We start from the raw sequence: 15,846 nt of genomic DNA on the forward strand, positions 1-15,846 counted from the left end.
CGGATGTTCCCGCAGCACACGACCAGGACGTTCAGGTCCTTCATGCTGCGCGCCCTCGTGGTGCGGGCGGTGGTGTTCGCGGCGTGCGCGTCGGTCCTCGTGATCGGTCACGTGGTCGCGCACGGCCGGGCCGGGCACGTGCAGATGGCCATCACCGAGCAGGTCACCCGGCAGCCGAGCTGGACCATGGACGACGCGGCCTCGTTCCCCGGCTGCGTGCCCTCGAGCAGGTGGCTGGCCGGGACGGCGGCGCCGGCCGTCGTCGTGCAGGGCGTGACCGGGCCCGGGCACCGCAAGATCGACTTCGGTGCCGCGTGGGAGCTCAACCACGACGCGACGCCCGCCGACGACGTCTGGGTCCTCGGCGTCTGTCCCTGACCCGAGCCCTGGTGGAATATTCAACTTTCAACTACCGTTCTGGCAGTCACCCTGACGAAAGAGGTGGCCCCCATGCCAGCCGTGACCGTTGACGACCTGACCGTCCTGCACCGCCTGCGTGCTCCAGGACTGGGCGACACCGTGCGCCCGGTGAAGCAGGTGATCGACGCACCGGCCGGCTACGAGGGCGAGGGCTTCCCCGTGCGCCGCGCGTTCGCGGGCGTCGACCTCAGCGACCTCGACCCGTTCATCCACATGGACCAGATGGGTGAGGTCGACTACGCCCCGGGAGAGCCCAAGGGCACCCCGTGGCACCCGCACCGCGGCTTCGAGACGGTCACCTACATCATCGACGGCGTCTTCGACCACCACGACAGCCACGGGGGCGGCGGCACCATCACCAACGGCGACACCCAGTGGATGACGGCGGGCTCCGGGCTGCTGCACATCGAGGCGCCGCCGGAGTGGCTGGTCCAGAAGGGCGGCCTCTTCCACGGCATCCAGCTCTGGGTGAACCTGCCCAGCGACGCGAAGTGGAACGCCCCGCACTACCAGGACATCCGCTCCGGCCAGGTCGGCCTCGCCACCTCCGGTGACGCCGGCGCCCTGGTCCGCGTCATCGCGGGCAGCGTCGGCGACACGCAGGGCCCCGGCTCGACGTACACGCCGATGACGATGGTGCACGCCAGCGTCGCCGCCGGCGCCCGCCTCGACCTGCCCTGGGACCCGGCGTACAACGCGCTGGTCTACGTGCTCTCGGGCCACGGCACCGTGGGGACCGAGGGCAAGCCGCTGCGGATGGGCAACCTCGCCGTGCTCGGCGCCGGCGACTTCGTCACCGTCGAGGGCGCGACGAAGCACGACAGCCGTACGCCGGACTTCGACGTGCTGGTCCTCGGCGGCCGGCCGATCCGGGAGCCCGTCGCCTGGGCCGGGCCGTTCGTGATGAACACCAAGGCCGAGGTGCTGCAGGCCTACGAGGACTTCCAGAAGGGCCGCCTGGGCACGATCCCGAGCGTGCACGGCGCACCGACGACGCTCCAGGAGGGCTGACCGGATCCGTCCGCAACAGCAGAGAGCCGCAGGTCCGAGGACCTGCGGCTCTCTGGCATCTGGGGTGAGCGACGGGGCTTGAACCCGCGACCCTCGCGACCACAACGCGATGCTCTACCAGCTGAGCTACGCCCACCATGTGCGAGCAGGAGTGTACCGGTGACTCAGGCCTGCTCCGAATCGGCCTCCGGTGCCGTGGACTCCTCCGGCGTGGCTCCGGTGAGGGCGCCCTGGTGGCGCGCTGCGACCCGCCGGACCTCGTCGGTGTCGGGCCCGGGCGGGGCGACGAACACGGCCTCGCGGTAGAAGCGCAGCTCCTCGATGCTCTCCTGGATGTCGGCCAGCGCGCGGTGGCCGCCGGTCTTCTGCGGGGCGTTGAAGTACGCCCGCGGGTACCAGTGCCGGGAGAGCTCCTTGATCGAGGACACGTCGACGTTGCGGTAGTGCAGGAAGGTCTCGAGCCCCGGCATGTCGCGGGCCAGGAAGATGCGATCGGTGCCGACGCTGTTGCCGGCCAGGGGAGGCCGGCTGCCCTCGGCACAGTGCTCGCGGAGGTAGGCCAGCACCTGGGCCTCCGCGTCGGCGAGCGTCGTACCGTTGGCGAGCTCGTCGATCAGCCCGGACGACGTGTGCATGTCGCGGACGAACGGGATCATCTGGTCCAGCGCCTCCGCGGGCGGCTTGATGACCAGGTCGATGCCTTCACCGAGCACGTTGAGGTCGAAGTCGGTCACCAGCGCCGCGACCTCGACGAGCGCGTCGTTGACGAAGTCGAGGCCGGTCATCTCACAGTCGATCCACACGAGTCGGTCGTTCACGAGTGGTGAGCCTACCCACGCTCGGAGCCGCCGTGCGCTCAGGACGATCGGGCACGATCCGGTGGACTTTGGTCATCTGTTCGGCCGGCTGTCAGGTGGCGCTCAGAGAGCGCCCCTAGATTGAGGACATGGTGCGCTGGGTGGGTGTCGCGGCCCGCCTGGTCGTCGGCGGCGTCTGGGTGTACGCCGGGATGCTGAAGCTGCCGCACCCGGACACCAGCGTCAGCGCGGTGCGCAGCTACCAGCTGCTGCCGACCGGCCTGGCCGAGACCGTCGGCCACGTGCTGCCGATGCTCGAGATCGTCGTGGGCGGATGCCTCGTGCTCGGCCTGCTGACGCGGCTCTCCGGTGTCGTCTCGGCGCTGCTGCAGCTCGCGTTCGTCATCGGAATCGTCTCGGTCTGGGCGCGGGGGATCCAGATCAACTGCGGCTGCTTCGGCGACGGCGGGCCGGCGACGGACGCGTTCAGCAAGTACCCGTGGGAGATCGCCCGTGACACCGGGCTCCTGGCCCTCTCCCTGCTGCTCATCTGGCGACCGCGCACCCCGGTCGCGGTGGACAACCACCTCTTCCCGCCGATCGGCGCGGAACGAGCCGGCGAGCCCCAGGAAGCGCGAGGGATGGACGATGTCGAAGCAAGCTCGTGAGCTGGCCCGCACCGAGCGGGCGGCGACGATCAGGGCCGAGCAGGCGCGCAAGGAGCGCAACCGGCGGGTCATGCTCATCGCCGGCATCGTCGTGCTCCTGTGCGCCGTCATCGCCGCGGGCACCTGGTACGGCAGCGGCACCGGCGACAAGGCGACCACCGGATCGGCGACCGCGCACCTCGTCGCCGGCACGACGTCGCTGCAGGTCGGCGACAGCTCGGCGCCGGTCAAGGTGGTCATCTACGAGGACTTCCAGTGCCCGTACTGCCGGGAGCTCGAGAGCTCGACCAGGGACTTCCTCCGCGAGAACGCTGCCAAGGGAAAGGTGTACGTCGAGTACCAGCCGATCTACCTGCTGCAGGACGAGCCGTACTCGGGCAAGGCGCTGAACGCCTGGGCCGCGGTGCTCCAGCACGCATCGCCGAAGGCGGCCCTGAAGCTGCACGACCTGCTGTACGACCACCAGCCATACGAGCAGAGCTCCGGGCAGGTCACCGACAGCCAGATCGCCGGCTGGGTCAAGGAGGCCGGCGGCGACAGCGCAGCCGTGCGCACCGCGATGGCGACCAGGGACGAGCAGTTCTTCTCCTCGGTCGGGAACATCATGAGCAGCCTTCACCTCCAGGGGACACCGACCGTGTTCATCGACGGCAAGGAGCTGCCGGCCGTCTCGGTGCCGCAGTACGTCAGCCAGATCGAGGACGCGGTCGACAAGGGCTGACGCCCGCCCGCCCGCGCAACGCCGGCGACCGGCACAATCGGGTCATGGAGATCGAGCGCGTCCAGCGGTGGGTGATGACCGCGCTGATGATGACGACAGCGGTGATCTTCGCCACCGGCCTCTCGCTGCTCGCCGCGCAGGCCGATCGTGCCGGAGCCGAACCCGGCCTGCTGACGATCGCCGCGGTCGTCGGCGTCCTGGCGGTCGCCGCCGCCCGGGTGATCCACCAGAAGTCCGTGCTCACACCGTTGCTGCTCCTCGGCGTGCTCCCGGCCGCGATCGTCGGCTACTTCGTCCTGGGGAGATGACATGACCGACCTCGCCGCCTTCATCGCCGGCCTGCCGAAGGCGGAGCTGCACGTGCACCACGTCGGCTCCGCGTCGCCACGCACGGTCGCGGAGCTCGCGGAACGGCATCCCGGAGTCGTGCCGAGCGACCCCGACGAGCTGGCGAAGTTCTTCGAGTTCCGCGACTTCGCGCACTTCATCGAGGTCTACCTCGCGGTGGTCGACCTGATCCGCACGCCCGACGACGTCCGGCTGCTCACCTACGAGGTCGCCCGCGAGATGGCCGTCGGCCAGCAGATCCGGTACGCCGAGCTCACCTGCACGCCGTACACCTCGGTGCTGCCGCACCTCGGGGGCAAGGGGATGGCGATCGAGGCCTACGGGGAGGCGATCGAGGACGCCCGTGCCTCGGCCGAGCGCGACTTCGGCATCCGGCTGCAGTGGATCTACGACATCCCCGGCGAGGCCGGTCTTCCTGCCGCCGACGCGACCCTCGACTGGGCCCTGCACCACCCGACCGATGGGCTGGTGGCGTTCGGGCTCGGCGGTCCCGAGTTCGGCGTACCGCGGGCGCAGTTCCGGCCGCACTTCGACGCCGCCCGCGCCGCCGGGCTGCACAGCGTGCCGCACGCGGGGGAGACCACCGGTCCGCAGACGGTGTGGGACGCGCTCGAGCACCTCGGCGCGGAGCGCATCGGCCACGGCACCTCCGCGGTCCAGGACCCGGCGCTGCTCGCACACCTCTCGGCGACCGGCATCCCGCTGGAGGTGTGCCCGTCGTCCAACATCGCCACCCGGGCGGTCGCCACCCTGGCCGACCACCCGATCCGCGCGTTCCGCGACGCCGGCGTCGTCGTCACGGTGAACAGCGACGACCCGCCGATGTTCAACACCACGCTGAACCGGGAGTACGAGATCGCCGCCGAGCTGCTCGGTCTCGACGAGCAGGGCGTCCGCGACCTCGCGAAGGCTGCCGTCGACGCGGCGTTCCTCGGCGACGCCGAGAAGGCGGCGCTGCGGGCCCAGATGGACGATTACGCCCCGGAGGTCGCGGCGGACCGGGATCCGTCGTCGAGCTCCGGGGCGTAACAGGGCCCTGCAGCCTCATACTCTGCAGGGCCACTCACTTTTCTACGGCACGTGATACCCGAACCCTGTCCGCGACACGCGTACGACGTGGTGCGGCTCACGCGATCGGGGGGTGAATTCGCGGCGAACTCGGTCGTCCTCTTGCCAGCGGCGCACTCGAGGCGTACAACGGAATTGTTCGGAAGGGCTTCGGTCCTGAAGAGCATCGAGGGCCCGGCAACTCATACTTGCCGGGCCCTCACCTCTTCCACGCGGGTGGTCTCGCGGCGTCCCTCGCGCTCGGCTCGGTGACCGCGCTCCGGGTTTGCACGCCTCGTAATCGGGCACCAGTGGCGACGAAGCGGCAAGCGCGGACCGCCGCCGCCACGCAGCCAGGAGGAGACGCCATGACCATCGGACTGGGCATCCTGCTCATCGTCGTAGGACTGATCTTCGCGTTCGACGTCATCAACGCCGACACCTCGGCGGTCGACGGCCAGGCCCTCGGCTGGATCCTGGTCCTCGGCGGGGTGCTGGCGATCGTGCTTCCCCTGGTCATCGAGCAGCAGCGCACCCGGCGTCGCGGGGTCGTCGTCGACGAGCGCCCGGCCGCCCGGCGGACCGTGGTCGAGGAGCGGCGCGTCGACCCGCCGCTCTGAGTCGATCTCAGGCCCTGCAGGTCAGGCGGAGGTCCTGCTCTGCCGGCGCGCGGCGAGCCGCTTCTGCCGCAGTCGCCGGAGGCGTCGTACCGTCGCCGGCGCGTGCGCCACGGCACCGGGCTCGTCGAGCAGGGCGTTGAGCCGCTGCTGGTAGGCGGTGAGGGTGAGGCCGAAGCGCTGCCGGACCTCCACCTCCTTGCCGGCCGGGTAGCGCCAGTGCTCGCGCTCGAAGTCGAGCATCGCGCGCTGCTCCTCGCTCAGGTCGGACATGGGTCCGATCCTCCCTCGTCGGACCAAGGCTGTCTGCGACGAGGGTCACGCGGCCGGAGGGTCCACCGCTTCGCAACCCCTCGGCAACGCCGTCGAAACCGGACTGTCGACGCGGCCTCGCATGCTGTGCCCATGAGCGTCCACGACGACCACCTCGGCACCGGCTGGCAGGACCGCGCCGCGTGCGGATCCGATCCGGAGTCGTTCTTCGACCCCAGGCGGGCCGACCATGCGCTGGCGATCTGCGCGCGGTGCGAGGTGCGGGACCCCTGTGCGGAGTACGCCGAAGCCAACGACGAGCAGTTCGGCATCTGGGGCGGCGTCGTCCGCGGCTTCGTGCCGAGCCGGGGCAACCGCCGAGGCTGGAGCCAGCGCCGGGTCGGCTGAGCTCTGCACCTCAGGGGCGGGCGCCTTGCTCCTCGAGCACCATGCGCATCACTGCCTCAAGTCGTTTCTCAACCTTCTCGAGCCCGATCCCGTCCACGTCCACGTAGGTGACAGTCACGGTGACCACCCGGAGCTCAGACTCGCGCCGGTACGTCGTCCTCAACTCGGAGCGGCCGCCAAGGATGCGCCCGGCCTCGCGTCCGGCCCATTGCAGGTCGACGAAGCGCTGAGCCGGGGAAGGGTAGAGATCGGCGACGTATCGACCGTCGATCCACAGTTTCGTGGCAATCTCGATGACGAGGTCCCAGTGCGGGTCGCTCGATGTCGCAGCGTCCACATCGCACCTCCCGGGGAACGATTCCGACCTCATGCCCCGCTCCCACAGGCAAGCCAAGTACAGCATGATTCTGCCAAAATTTGACAGGATCGACACAAGTCACGATTCCAACCTGGACCTCACGTGGGCGCCCCCGACAGGATTCGAACCTGTGACCCGCGGATTAGAAGGCCGCCGCTCTGTCCAGCTGAGCTACGGGGGCGAGGGGCGGCCGGGTGCGGCGTTCCCAAGCGCCGATTCTAGGCCGACGAGCTGCCGCCGGCCCGGTGCTGGCCGACGTCAGCCGACGAGCGAGGCCCGGGTGATGTCGTCGCGGGCGACGTAGACCCTGAAGGAGCCGGTGTTGTCGCCCGGCACGGCGTCGGCGTACTGGAGCTGGAGCTGTTGCCGGGTGTCGGGTCGGAACCACCCCTCGTAGGTGTGGTCCGCCTGGCAGCCGCCCTCCCACCGCAGGGCCCCGTTGACGAGCAGTCCGTGGCTGTCCGGGGTCGCGATGCCGTAGGGGCTCGCCTGGTGCCGGCTGCCCTCGATCCAGCGCGAGGCGAAGCCCAGGATCGGGGCCACCAGGTCGCCCCGCGGCGTCGGGGCCGCGGTGCCGTCGGCCGCCGCAGAGCAGTTCGCGTCCCCGGTCGACGTGGTGTCGTACGTAGCCGGTCGTGCCGGTGGCGACGATCCGGTAGGTGACGCCCGGCTGCAGGAAGAAGGACGAGGAGACCGACGTGCCGTTGGCCGGCACGGTGAGCCCGGTGACGGCGGTCTCGTCCGCATCGAGGTCCGGGGTGCCCGGGTGCAGCACCGGTTCCGACGGCACGCCGCGGGAGCGGTACCAGGACGTCTGGGCCGCAGCGCCGGCGTACCCCAGGGAGATGTGCACGTGGTTCAGGTGCCGGAGCGTCCGCGAGCACTTCTTCCGCTTCTTGCAGCCGGAGTTGAGGTAGGCGCGCGGCTGGAAGTCGTAGTACGACGACCAGATCTTGTCGTCGTAGATGATGTACATGATCCCCATCCGGCGGGCCAGGGCGTGCGGGTTGCCCTCGGAGTCCGGGGCGAGCGCCTTGCTGATGAAGTCGTACGCCGCTCGCCGGGTCGCCTTCCGGGCCACGTCGGCCTTCCAGTCGAACGCGCGACCGTCCTTGTGCTCGCTGCGGCCACCGCTGCTGCACGCGCGCATCATCCCCATGGATCCGGTGGCCTTGTAGGTGCTCATCAGCCAGCTGGCGAGCGCCACCGTGCCGGGTCGCGGAGCGCGGGTGCAGGTCGTCTGTCCCTCGTAGGGTGACGGTGCGTCGACGAGCGGCGAGTCGCCGAGGGCGTCCGCGCCCGGCGTTGCCGGCCCGAGCGACCCGGCCAGGACGAGGGCGAGGAGCGCGGCGGCCACCCGGGTGACGACGCCGGTGGCGGGCACGCGGGAGCGAGGCGGAGCGGAGGGGGCTGTCACAGGTCCATCGTCCGCCCGAATAGCCCGGAAAAGTATGAAATACCCGATTTACTGCACGTGAGAAGTCGCAGATCTCCCGTGCGCCCACCTGCGACAATGTCTGCGCGACCGGTCGGCCCCTCCCGACTTCCTGACCGTCGACGAGATCGGAGACAGCTGATGCGGATGCGTACGCCTGTGGCACCGGCGCGAACGGTGGCCGACCGGTGATCACGTCTCGCACCAAGAAGCAGTTGTTGGTCTTCGTGTTCTTGACGTTGGTGGGGGTCTCCTATGTGGGGGCGCGGTATGCGCGGTTGGATCGGTTGGTCTATGACTCCTCGTATGCGGTGAGTGCGGAGTTCGCGCAGTCGGGGGGGATCTTCACCGGTGCTGAGGTGACGTATCGGGGTTTCCGGGTGGGTCAGGTCTCGGACATGCGGTTGACCCGTGATGGTGTCGATGTGGTGTTGAGCATCGACAAGTCGCAGAAGCGGATTCCGGTGGACACGTTGGCGTTGGTGGGCAACAAGTCGGCGGTCGGTGAGCAGTATGTGGATCTGGAGCCGCGCACGGACAAGGGTCCGTATCTGAGGGATGGTTCGCGGATCGCGGTGGGGGACACGGCGGTGCCGAAGTCGACGACGCAGATATTGACCAGTGTCGATGGGTTCGTGAACTCGGTGCCGCAGGATGATCTGCGCACGGTGGTCTCGGAGCTGGGGGCGGGGTTCAAGGGCAGTGCTGATGATCTGGGCCGGTTGATCGACACCTCGGACTCGTTCATCGAGGCGGCGAACAAGAACTTCGATGTGACCACGGCGTTGATCCGGGATTCGAACACGGTGTTGCGCACGCAGTCGGACAAGGGTTCGGCGATCAGGAGCTTTGCCCAGGATCTGGCGTTGTTCTCCGGGGTGGTGGCTGACAATGATGCGTCGTTGCGGGCGTTGATCGACAACGGGTCGGCCACGGCCAATGAGCTGCGGACGTTCCTGGAGGAGAACCAGGTCGATCTGGGTGGGTTGATCAACAACCTGGTCACCACCGGTGAGGTCGTGGTCAAGCACCTCGACGGCATCCGGCAGATCCTGGTCCTCTACCCCTACGAGGTCGCGAACGGCTACACGGTGACCGCCAAGAGCGGCAACGCCTACAACGCCCGCTTCGGGTTCATCCTCAACCCTGACCCGGCGGTCTGCGAGAAGGGGTACGACCCGACCGAGTGGCGTTCGCCGACCGACGGGTCCAACAAGGCGATGGACGAGAACGCCCACTGTGCGGAGCCGGCGAGCAAGACCAACGCCCGCGGGTCCCAGAACGCCCCGCGCACCGGTGCGGCGTACCGCGCGGGCACCGGCTCGGACATCGCCAGCTACGACCTGGGGTCGCGACAGCTCACCTGGAGCGACACCGGCAACAAGGTCGCCTACGACGGCGGCGCCGCCGCGCTGTACGGCAGCGACTCGTGGAAGAGCCTGCTGTGGGCGCCGGTGCAGTGACCGGCCGTCGGTAGGCCACTGACGACTGGACTGGACCACCGGCCCCGACGCTTGCGGAGGGTTTGTCCCGGTGCGCCCCGGCTCGTCATGGCTGGTCGGCGCGCCCCCCATCCGCCGAACGGTCACGTTCGCAAAACGGGGGCGACGGAATTCGACCCCGATGCGTACCGTTGGGCCATCTCGGGGCCCGAGTCGTCGCACAGTGAAGTGGGGAACGTGGACACCGGCCAACACAATGAGTACGACGGCCTGCGCCGTGCTGCCCGGCTCGCGGCCAGCATCGCCGGTGCCGTCGGTTCCGAGGTGGAGGACATCGCCGAAGAGGCGCTGGCGCGGCTGCTGATGCAGGACGGGCTGGTCAACAATCCCAAGGCCTGGGTACGCCGCACCGCGACCCGGCTCACCGTCGAGACGCACGCCCGTCAGCGGATCCGGACCGACGACGTGCTCGAGGAGCTGGACCCGACGGAGCGACGACTCGTGGTCGGCCAGCGGGCCGGCTTCTCCAACCGCGAGCTCGCCGAGCGCTTCGGCGTCAGCGAGGAGGCGGCCCGCACGCTGCTCTCCGAGGCGAACCGGAAGGTGCGCCGCTCGACCCGGCGGCTCGCGGACGCCGATCACTGACTGACCTCGGACGGCGGGCCGATTGGTCCGTTTCGCCACGCGGCTCCCGGACGCCGGGTTAGGTTCGCGCGGATCGCGTTCCGGGGGGAAGCTCTTGTCCAGGTTCATCAGCGGCGGCAACGCCGTCCGTCTCATCGTCGTGCTCGTCGTCGTCGCGGCCGCGCTCTCCTTGAGCCGGCTCGACTCGCAGGAGGCCTCGCCGTCGCCGACCTCGGAGGCCGACGTGGCTCCGGTCGTGCAGCCGCTCGAGGCGGGCACGACCCTCGTGCCGGCGGCGGTGCCGCTGCCCGCGCCCGCCCCCACGGCCACACACCCGCGGCACCGCCACCACGCGCACGGCCGGCATGCCCGGCCGCACCGGCACCACCGCAAGCACCGGAGCGCCCGGCGTGCGCGGGTCCACCACAAGGCCCACCACCCGCACCGGATCCGTGGGGCCGGTCGTGACATCGGCTGGCCGCAGTGCCCGCGCGACGTCGGGTTCCGGGGGCGCAACGGGCTCGGGCAGCCGATGCCGGACGAGGGCGTGCGGTTCGTGATCGTCGGCCTCACCAACGGTCGCGCCTTCACGCCGAACCCCTGCCTGGACCGGCACCTCGCCTGGGTGCGCAGCCACCACGTGTACGCCGCGGCGTACGCCTTCGCCACGTACCCGACCCGCACGCAGCTGCGCCACTACCGGCACAGCGGCCCGTACGACGGCGGCACCCGGCTGGGTGCCCTCGGCAACGCCGGCCACTCGGCGGCCCGGTACAACATCCGGGTGATGCAGCGGCACGGGTTCACCACCCCGCACGTGTGGCTCGACCTGGAGCCGTCCTCCTCGCGCCCGTGGTCGGGACGGCACTCCTGGAACGGAGCCGTCGTCAGGGGATGGGTGCGGGCCTACCGCGAGGCCGGCTACGGCGTCGGGTTCTACTCCACGACGAGCCTGTGGAGCCACATCGCCGGACGGCTGAGGTTCGGCCTCCCGGAGTGGCGCACGGCCGGACCGGTCTCACCCGCCGGCGCCCTGCGCCGCTGCAGTGACGGCGGCTTCCAGGGAGGACCGGCCGTCATCGCGCAGTGGTGGACGACGCACCGCGACCTCGACCGGATCTGCCCTGGACCGTCGCGCGCGGCGACCCTGGAGCGCTACTTCCACAAGTGGTGACGCTCAGCCGCGCAGCGCGCCCATCCACTCCTCGATCGCATCGGGGTCGCGGGGGAGTGACGCGGAGAGGTTGCGGGCCCCGTCGGCGGTGACGACGACGTCGTCCTCGATCCGGATCCCGATGCCGCGCAGCTCCTCGGGCACGAGCAGGTCGTCCTCCTGGAAGTACAGCCCCGGCTCGACGGTCAGCACCATGCCCTCCTCGAGGTCACCCTCGGGGTAGATCTCGTGCGCGGCGGCGGCACAGTCGTGCACGTCCATGCCGAGCATGTGGCTGGTGCCGTGCAGCGTCCACCGCGAGTACACCCGGCTGTCCGGGGCGAGCGCCTCCTCCGCGGAGCAGGGGAGCACGCCGAGATCCTCCAGCTTGTGTGCGAGCACCGCCATGGCCGCGTGGTGCGGGTCGCGGAAGGCGGCGCCGGGGCGGACGGCGTCGATGCCCGCCTGCTGGGCCTCGAGCACCGCTGTGTAGAGGTCGCGCTGGAGGGGCGTGAACCGGCCGTCGACCGGCAGCGTCCGGGTGACGTCGGCGGTGTAGAGGGAGGTCGCCTCCACGCCCATGTCGAGCAGGACCAGCTCGCCGGGCGTGATCGGACCGGTGTTGTCGATCCAGTGCAGGGTCGTGGCGTGCCTGCCGCCGGCCACGATCGAGTCGTAGCCGATGTCGTTGCCGTGGGCGCGCGCCCGGCGGAAGAAGGTGCCCTCGATCCAGCGCTCGCCGAATTCGACGACCCGGTCCCACTCGCGGACGCTGTCCTCGAAGCCGAGCGTGGTGATGTCGCAGGCCTGCGCCAGCTCGCCGAGCTCCCACTCGTCCTTGACCAGGCGGAGCTCGGACAGCACCCGGGCGAGCTCGCCGTCGCGGCCGTCGTCCGGTGCCACGGCTGCGTCGACGGTCGCGTCCACCCCGCGCAGCACCCGGGTCTTCGCGGAGGTGGTGAGCAGGTCGGGGAGGTCGTCGATGTGCCGGGTGGGCACTCCGAGCGAGGCGGAGATCTCCCCGAGAGAGGGACGGCGACCGACCCAGAGCTCGCCGTACTGGCGGTCGCGGAAGAACTCGTCGGTCTCGCGACCGGTGCGGGGCCGGGCGTAGAGGGTGGTCTCGCCGCCCTCGATCACCAGGACCGCGTCGCTGGTCTGGTTGCCGCACAGGTAGGTGTGCGCGGTGTCGGGGCGGAACCGGTAGTCGGTGTCGTTCGAGCGCACCTTGAAGGTGCCGGCCGGGATGACCAGCCGTTCGCCCGGGAACGCCTCCGCCAGGCGGGTGCGGCGCGCTGCGGCCCAGGGGGTGATCGCGTGCGGCGGCACGTCCAGCTCGCGGTCGCCCCAGCCGGTGCGCATGAACGCGGCGTACTTCGCCGGAACTGCGGGGTCGTGGCTCTCGGTGTGCAGCTCTGCGCCCCCTTCGGGGGCGGTTTCTGATGATTCGGTCACGCTCGCCACTCTACGACGGAGGAGGTGTGCGGCTCGCTAGGCTTCGGGGCATGCGGAGCCGGGACAACGTCGTCTTCACCGCCCTGGTGGGCACGGTGATGTTCGTCGGCGCCGGCATCATGGCGCTCGTCCTGCTGGCGGCCGGCGCGCCCGACGGGATCGCGATCGGCGTCGTGCTGGCGGCGATCCCGGTGGCGCCCCTCATCGGCAGCTATCTGTGGCTCGACCGCTACGAGCCGGAGCCGCGCTCGCTGCTGCTGCTCGGCCTGGGCTGGGGCGCTTTCGTGGCCACGAGCGCCGCCCTGTTCCTGCAGGCCTTCGACGCGTTCGCGCTCGGCTCGGGAGAGGCCACCCAGTCCGTCGTGGTCGCACCCCTCACCGAGGAGGCCGCCAAGGGACTGTTCATCCTGCTCCTGCTCCTCTACCGGCGCGCAGAGCTCGACGGCGTGCTCGACGGCATCGTGTACGCCGGCATGGTCGGCATCGGCTTCGCCTTCATGGAGAACATCCTCTACCTGAGCCAGGCCTACATCGGTGACGACCAGCACGTCGGCGGCATCGAGAACGCGGTGTTCCTCTTCGTCATCCGCGGGGTCTTCAGCCCCTTCGCGCACCCCTTCTTCACCGCCTTCATCGGCATCGGGGTCGGCATCGCCGTGTCGAGCAGGCACCGGTTCGTGCAGGTGGCGGCGCCGGCCGCGGGCTATGTCCTGGCCGTCGGCGCACACTCGCTCTGGAACGCCGCGCTGCTCCTCCACGGCGGGTCCGGCGCGGTCACGACGTACTTCATGCTGATGGTGCCCGGCTTCCTGATCCTCGTCGGGTTCGCGGTCTGGGCCCGGAGGCGGGAGGGCGCGCTGCTCGCCGCGTCGCTGACCGACTGCGCGCGCCGCGGGTTCCTGCACCCGAACGAGGTGCCGTGGCTCGCCCGCATCCCCGCCCGGCGCGAGTGCCGGCGCTACGCGGAGGCCGTCGGAGGGGACGCCGCGCGCACCGCGATGAAGCTCTACCAGACCGAGGCGATCGAGCTCGGCTTCCTGCACCACCGGTTCCTGCGGGGCACCGCGCCGCCGGACTACCGCGAGCTCGGCGAGCTGCACGTGCAGCGGATGTTCCTGCTGCGGCCGCGCCTGGTATGGCCGCACTCCGCGGTCCCGGTCGGGGCGGACCGATGACCGAGGTCTCCCCGGGCGCAGCTCCGGGCGGAGCTGCGGATGCCTCTCCGGGTGCCTCTCCGGGTGCCTCGCACGGCCCCGTCCAGGGCGGCCTGCACAGCCCGCTGCCCGGGTCGCCCGGCGGCGCGCAGATGGTCACCACGCTCGTGCAGCTGCGAGAAGCGCTCGAGGGTGCCCGCCTGCCGCTGCAGGTGCCCGACGTCGAGGCGGCGCGCAAGGCACGCGCCGAGACCATCGACCAGCTCGAGGACTACGTGCTGCCGCGGCTCATCCAGATCGACGCGCCGCTCCTGACCGTGGTCGGCGGATCGACCGGAGCCGGCAAGTCGACCCTGGTCAACTCGCTCGTCGGGGAGCGGGTCACCGAGACCGGCGTACTGCGACCGACGACCCGCTCACCGGTCCTGGTGCACAACCCCAGCGACTCCGACTGGTTCGACAAGGCCCGGATCCTGCCGGACCTCGAGCGCACGACCCGCGCGACCGCGGATCCCGGTGCGCTCCAGCTGGTGGCGTCGGAGGCCATCCCGCCCGGCCTGGCCGTCCTCGACGCCCCCGACATCGACTCGGTCGAGGAGCAGAACCGGACGCTTGCCGCCCAGCTGCTCGGCGCAGCGGACCTGTGGCTGTTCGTCACCTCGGCGGCCCGGTACGCCGACCAGGTGCCCTGGGACTTCCTGAAGCAGGCAGCCGACCGGAGTGCCGCCGTCGCGATCGTGCTCGACCGCACGGCGCCCGGGGCCATCGCCGAGGTCAGCGCGCACCTCGCCCGGATGCTGACCGCACGCGGGCTGCGCGACTCGCCGCTGTTCATCGTGCCCGAGGGCGACGTCGACGAGCACGGTCTGCTGCCGTCGAGCACGGTGCGGGAGATCCGAGCGTGGCTCGGCTCGCTCGCGGCCGACTCGGAGGCGCGCACCGGCATCGTGCGGCAGACGCTCGAAGGCGCCATCCGCAGCGTCTCCAAGCGCGCCTACCTCGTCGCCGACGCGAGCCGCGACCAGGCCGCGATGCAGGTCCGGCTCCGCGGTGAGGTCACCACGGCCTACGACGCCGCGCTCGCCGCGGTCGACGAGGCATCAGCCGACGGCACCCTCCTGCGCGGCGAGGTGCTCGCCCGCTGGCAGGAGTTCGTCGGCACCGGCGAGCTGCTGAAGACGCTCGAGTCGAAGGTCAGCTGGCTGCGCGACCGGGTCAGCAACGCGGTCAAGGGCCAGCCGCAGCAGGCCACCCGCGTGACGGTGGCGGTCGAGTCCGGGCTCCAGACCCTGATCCTCGAGCACGCCGAGGCAGCAGCCGAGCGCACCGATGCCGCGTGGCGGTCGACCGAGGCGGGCCGGATCCTGCTCGACGGCGCCGATGACGACCTCTCCCGGGCCTCGCGCGACCTGCGCCAGCGCGCCGAGCGGATGGTGCGCGACTGGCAGCAGGGAGTGCTGGACATGGTCCGCACCGAGGGCGCCGACAAGCGCTCGACCGCCCGGTTCCTCGCCTACGGGGTCAACGGGCTGTCGGTGGCACTCATGGTGGTGGTGTTCGCCTCCACCGGCGGCGTGACCGGCGCCGAGGTCGGGATCGCCGGCGGGTCCGCCGTACTCGGCCAGAAGATCCTCGAGGCGGTGTTCGGCGACCAGGCGGTCCGGCGCCTCGCGGCCAACGCCCGCAACGACCTCAACCGTCGGATGCAGGCGCTCCTGGACGCCGAGCAGCGGCGCTACTCCGCGCTCCTGGACCAGCTGGAGATCAGCACGGCGAGCGAGGAGTCATTGCGCGCGGGAGCCCGCAAGGTGGACGACCTGAGGTTCGCGTCCGGCGCGCGCTGATGGTCGATAGGCTGGGCTCCGCCAGTCCGGCCCGCCCTGCCCACACTTCCTGAGAGAGCCCATGACGTCCTCGCCCTTGTACGGTCGCAGCC

The 15,846-nt window shown here is 70.7% G+C and carries 20 protein-coding genes and 2 tRNA genes; 15 read left to right on the forward strand and 7 right to left on the reverse strand.

The window, feature by feature from the left end; genetic code table 11:
- Nucleotides 1-3: 3 nt before the first annotated feature.
- A complete protein-coding gene (locus tag ACVW00_RS06670) occupies nt 4-378 on the forward strand; it encodes a hypothetical protein (RefSeq protein ID WP_457110119.1) in 375 nt (124 codons plus the stop codon).
- A gap of 72 nt (nt 379-450) precedes the next feature.
- Nucleotides 451-1,431, forward strand: a complete 981-nt coding sequence (locus ACVW00_RS06675; protein WP_457110120.1) for a pirin family protein — start codon at nt 451-453, stop codon at nt 1,429-1,431.
- 60 nt (nt 1,432-1,491) lie between these two features.
- Here the strand turns inward: ACVW00_RS06675 and ACVW00_RS06680 are convergent.
- Nucleotides 1,492-1,567, reverse strand: a tRNA-His gene (locus ACVW00_RS06680).
- A 28-nt stretch (nt 1,568-1,595) separates the two neighbouring features.
- Complete coding sequence (gene orn, locus ACVW00_RS06685) at nt 1,596-2,249, reverse strand: oligoribonuclease (RefSeq protein ID WP_457110121.1); 654 nt, start codon at nt 2,247-2,249, stop codon at nt 1,596-1,598.
- Nucleotides 2,250-2,377: 128 nt separating this feature from the next.
- Here orn and ACVW00_RS06690 point away from each other — a divergent pair, with 128 nt between their 5' ends.
- The 5 genes from ACVW00_RS06690 (at nt 2,378) to ACVW00_RS06710 (ending at nt 5,632) form a co-directional block, all read left to right on the forward strand.
- A complete protein-coding gene (locus tag ACVW00_RS06690; RefSeq protein WP_457110122.1) occupies nt 2,378-2,896 on the forward strand; it encodes a MauE/DoxX family redox-associated membrane protein in 519 nt (172 codons plus the stop codon).
- On the forward strand, nt 2,877-3,617 hold the full coding sequence (locus tag ACVW00_RS06695) for a DsbA family protein (protein WP_457110123.1): 741 nt from the start codon (nt 2,877-2,879) through the stop codon (nt 3,615-3,617). Before ACVW00_RS06690 ends, ACVW00_RS06695 begins: the two co-directional genes overlap by 20 nt.
- A gap of 44 nt (nt 3,618-3,661) precedes the next feature.
- The gene (locus ACVW00_RS06700; RefSeq protein WP_457110124.1) at nt 3,662-3,925 is read left to right on the forward strand and encodes a hypothetical protein; all 264 of its coding nucleotides are present in this window, start codon (nt 3,662-3,664) and stop codon (nt 3,923-3,925) included.
- Nucleotide 3,926: 1 nt separating this feature from the next.
- Complete coding sequence (locus ACVW00_RS06705) at nt 3,927-4,994, forward strand: adenosine deaminase (protein ID WP_457110125.1); 1,068 nt, start codon at nt 3,927-3,929, stop codon at nt 4,992-4,994.
- A gap of 386 nt (nt 4,995-5,380) precedes the next feature.
- Nucleotides 5,381-5,632 (forward strand): DUF6458 family protein, encoded by a 252-nt coding sequence (locus ACVW00_RS06710; protein WP_457110126.1) that lies wholly within the window; start codon nt 5,381-5,383, stop codon nt 5,630-5,632.
- Between the two features lie 21 nt (nt 5,633-5,653).
- Here ACVW00_RS06710 and ACVW00_RS06715 read toward each other — a convergent pair whose 3' ends face one another.
- Entirely contained in the window at nt 5,654-5,902 is a 249-nt protein-coding gene (locus tag ACVW00_RS06715) for a DUF3263 domain-containing protein (protein ID WP_457110127.1), read from the reverse strand.
- A gap of 132 nt (nt 5,903-6,034) precedes the next feature.
- Between ACVW00_RS06715 and ACVW00_RS06720 the strand changes: the two genes are divergently transcribed.
- The gene (locus tag ACVW00_RS06720; protein WP_457110128.1) at nt 6,035-6,289 is read left to right on the forward strand and encodes a WhiB family transcriptional regulator; all 255 of its coding nucleotides are present in this window, start codon (nt 6,035-6,037) and stop codon (nt 6,287-6,289) included.
- A gap of 10 nt (nt 6,290-6,299) precedes the next feature.
- On the opposite strand, the gene ACVW00_RS06725 is transcribed toward ACVW00_RS06720, so the two are convergent.
- From ACVW00_RS06725 to ACVW00_RS06735, 3 genes are all read right to left on the reverse strand, one after another.
- Nucleotides 6,300-6,626: a hypothetical protein gene (locus ACVW00_RS06725; RefSeq protein ID WP_457110129.1), complete on the reverse strand. Its 327-nt coding sequence runs from the start codon at nt 6,624-6,626 to the stop codon at nt 6,300-6,302.
- 128 nt (nt 6,627-6,754) lie between these two features.
- Nucleotides 6,755-6,828 (reverse strand) — tRNA-Arg (locus tag ACVW00_RS06730).
- A 77-nt stretch (nt 6,829-6,905) separates the two neighbouring features.
- Complete coding sequence (locus ACVW00_RS06735; protein WP_457110130.1) at nt 6,906-7,190, reverse strand: hypothetical protein; 285 nt, start codon at nt 7,188-7,190, stop codon at nt 6,906-6,908.
- 116 nt (nt 7,191-7,306) lie between these two features.
- Between ACVW00_RS06735 and ACVW00_RS06740 the strand changes: the two genes are divergently transcribed.
- The 5 genes from ACVW00_RS06740 (at nt 7,307) to ACVW00_RS06760 (ending at nt 11,322) form a co-directional block, all read left to right on the forward strand.
- On the forward strand, nt 7,307-7,564 hold the full coding sequence (locus ACVW00_RS06740; RefSeq protein WP_457110131.1) for a hypothetical protein: 258 nt from the start codon (nt 7,307-7,309) through the stop codon (nt 7,562-7,564).
- A gap of 57 nt (nt 7,565-7,621) precedes the next feature.
- Complete coding sequence (locus tag ACVW00_RS06745; RefSeq protein ID WP_457110132.1) at nt 7,622-7,825, forward strand: hypothetical protein; 204 nt, start codon at nt 7,622-7,624, stop codon at nt 7,823-7,825.
- 445 nt (nt 7,826-8,270) lie between these two features.
- Nucleotides 8,271-9,545: an MCE family protein gene (locus ACVW00_RS06750; RefSeq protein ID WP_457110133.1), complete on the forward strand. Its 1,275-nt coding sequence runs from the start codon at nt 8,271-8,273 to the stop codon at nt 9,543-9,545.
- A gap of 216 nt (nt 9,546-9,761) precedes the next feature.
- On the forward strand, nt 9,762-10,169 hold the full coding sequence (locus tag ACVW00_RS06755) for a sigma factor-like helix-turn-helix DNA-binding protein (protein WP_457110134.1): 408 nt from the start codon (nt 9,762-9,764) through the stop codon (nt 10,167-10,169).
- Between the two features lie 94 nt (nt 10,170-10,263).
- Complete coding sequence (locus ACVW00_RS06760; protein ID WP_457110135.1) at nt 10,264-11,322, forward strand: hypothetical protein; 1,059 nt, start codon at nt 10,264-10,266, stop codon at nt 11,320-11,322.
- 3 nt (nt 11,323-11,325) lie between these two features.
- On the opposite strand, the gene ACVW00_RS06765 is transcribed toward ACVW00_RS06760, so the two are convergent.
- Nucleotides 11,326-12,756: an aminopeptidase P family protein gene (locus ACVW00_RS06765; RefSeq protein ID WP_457110136.1), complete on the reverse strand. Its 1,431-nt coding sequence runs from the start codon at nt 12,754-12,756 to the stop codon at nt 11,326-11,328.
- Between the two features lie 50 nt (nt 12,757-12,806).
- Here ACVW00_RS06765 and ACVW00_RS06770 point away from each other — a divergent pair, with 50 nt between their 5' ends.
- Nucleotides 12,807-13,931, forward strand: a complete 1,125-nt coding sequence (locus ACVW00_RS06770) for a PrsW family intramembrane metalloprotease (protein ID WP_457110137.1) — start codon at nt 12,807-12,809, stop codon at nt 13,929-13,931.
- Nucleotides 13,928-15,754, forward strand: coding sequence for a dynamin family protein (locus ACVW00_RS06775; protein WP_457110138.1), 1,827 nt, complete (start codon nt 13,928-13,930; stop codon nt 15,752-15,754). Before ACVW00_RS06770 ends, ACVW00_RS06775 begins: the two co-directional genes overlap by 4 nt.
- Nucleotides 15,755-15,846 lie beyond the last annotated feature (92 nt).

Source organism: Marmoricola sp. URHA0025 HA25 (assembly GCF_054059435.1).

What these genes read in the sequence shown, in the direction of transcription:
- ACVW00_RS06700 (WP_457110124.1), top strand. Translation starts at nt 3,662, where the DNA reads ATGGAGATCGAGCGCGTCCAGCGGTGGGTGATGACCGCGCTGATGATG.
- ACVW00_RS06675 (WP_457110120.1), top strand. Translation starts at nt 451, where the DNA reads ATGCCAGCCGTGACCGTTGACGACCTGACCGTCCTGCACCGCCTGCGT.
- ACVW00_RS06720 (WP_457110128.1), top strand. Translation starts at nt 6,035, where the DNA reads ATGAGCGTCCACGACGACCACCTCGGCACCGGCTGGCAGGACCGCGCC.
- ACVW00_RS06745 (WP_457110132.1), top strand. Translation starts at nt 7,622, where the DNA reads ATGATCCCCATCCGGCGGGCCAGGGCGTGCGGGTTGCCCTCGGAGTCC.
- ACVW00_RS06705 (WP_457110125.1), top strand. Translation starts at nt 3,927, where the DNA reads ATGACCGACCTCGCCGCCTTCATCGCCGGCCTGCCGAAGGCGGAGCTG.
- ACVW00_RS06715 (WP_457110127.1), bottom strand. Translation starts at nt 5,902, where the DNA reads ATGTCCGACCTGAGCGAGGAGCAGCGCGCGATGCTCGACTTCGAGCGC.
- ACVW00_RS06775 (WP_457110138.1), top strand. Translation starts at nt 13,928, where the DNA reads ATGACCGAGGTCTCCCCGGGCGCAGCTCCGGGCGGAGCTGCGGATGCC.
- ACVW00_RS06670 (WP_457110119.1), top strand. Translation starts at nt 4, where the DNA reads ATGTTCCCGCAGCACACGACCAGGACGTTCAGGTCCTTCATGCTGCGC.
- ACVW00_RS06770 (WP_457110137.1), top strand. Translation starts at nt 12,807, where the DNA reads ATGCGGAGCCGGGACAACGTCGTCTTCACCGCCCTGGTGGGCACGGTG.
- ACVW00_RS06710 (WP_457110126.1), top strand. Translation starts at nt 5,381, where the DNA reads ATGACCATCGGACTGGGCATCCTGCTCATCGTCGTAGGACTGATCTTC.
- ACVW00_RS06695 (WP_457110123.1), top strand. Translation starts at nt 2,877, where the DNA reads ATGTCGAAGCAAGCTCGTGAGCTGGCCCGCACCGAGCGGGCGGCGACG.
- ACVW00_RS06690 (WP_457110122.1), top strand. Translation starts at nt 2,378, where the DNA reads ATGGTGCGCTGGGTGGGTGTCGCGGCCCGCCTGGTCGTCGGCGGCGTC.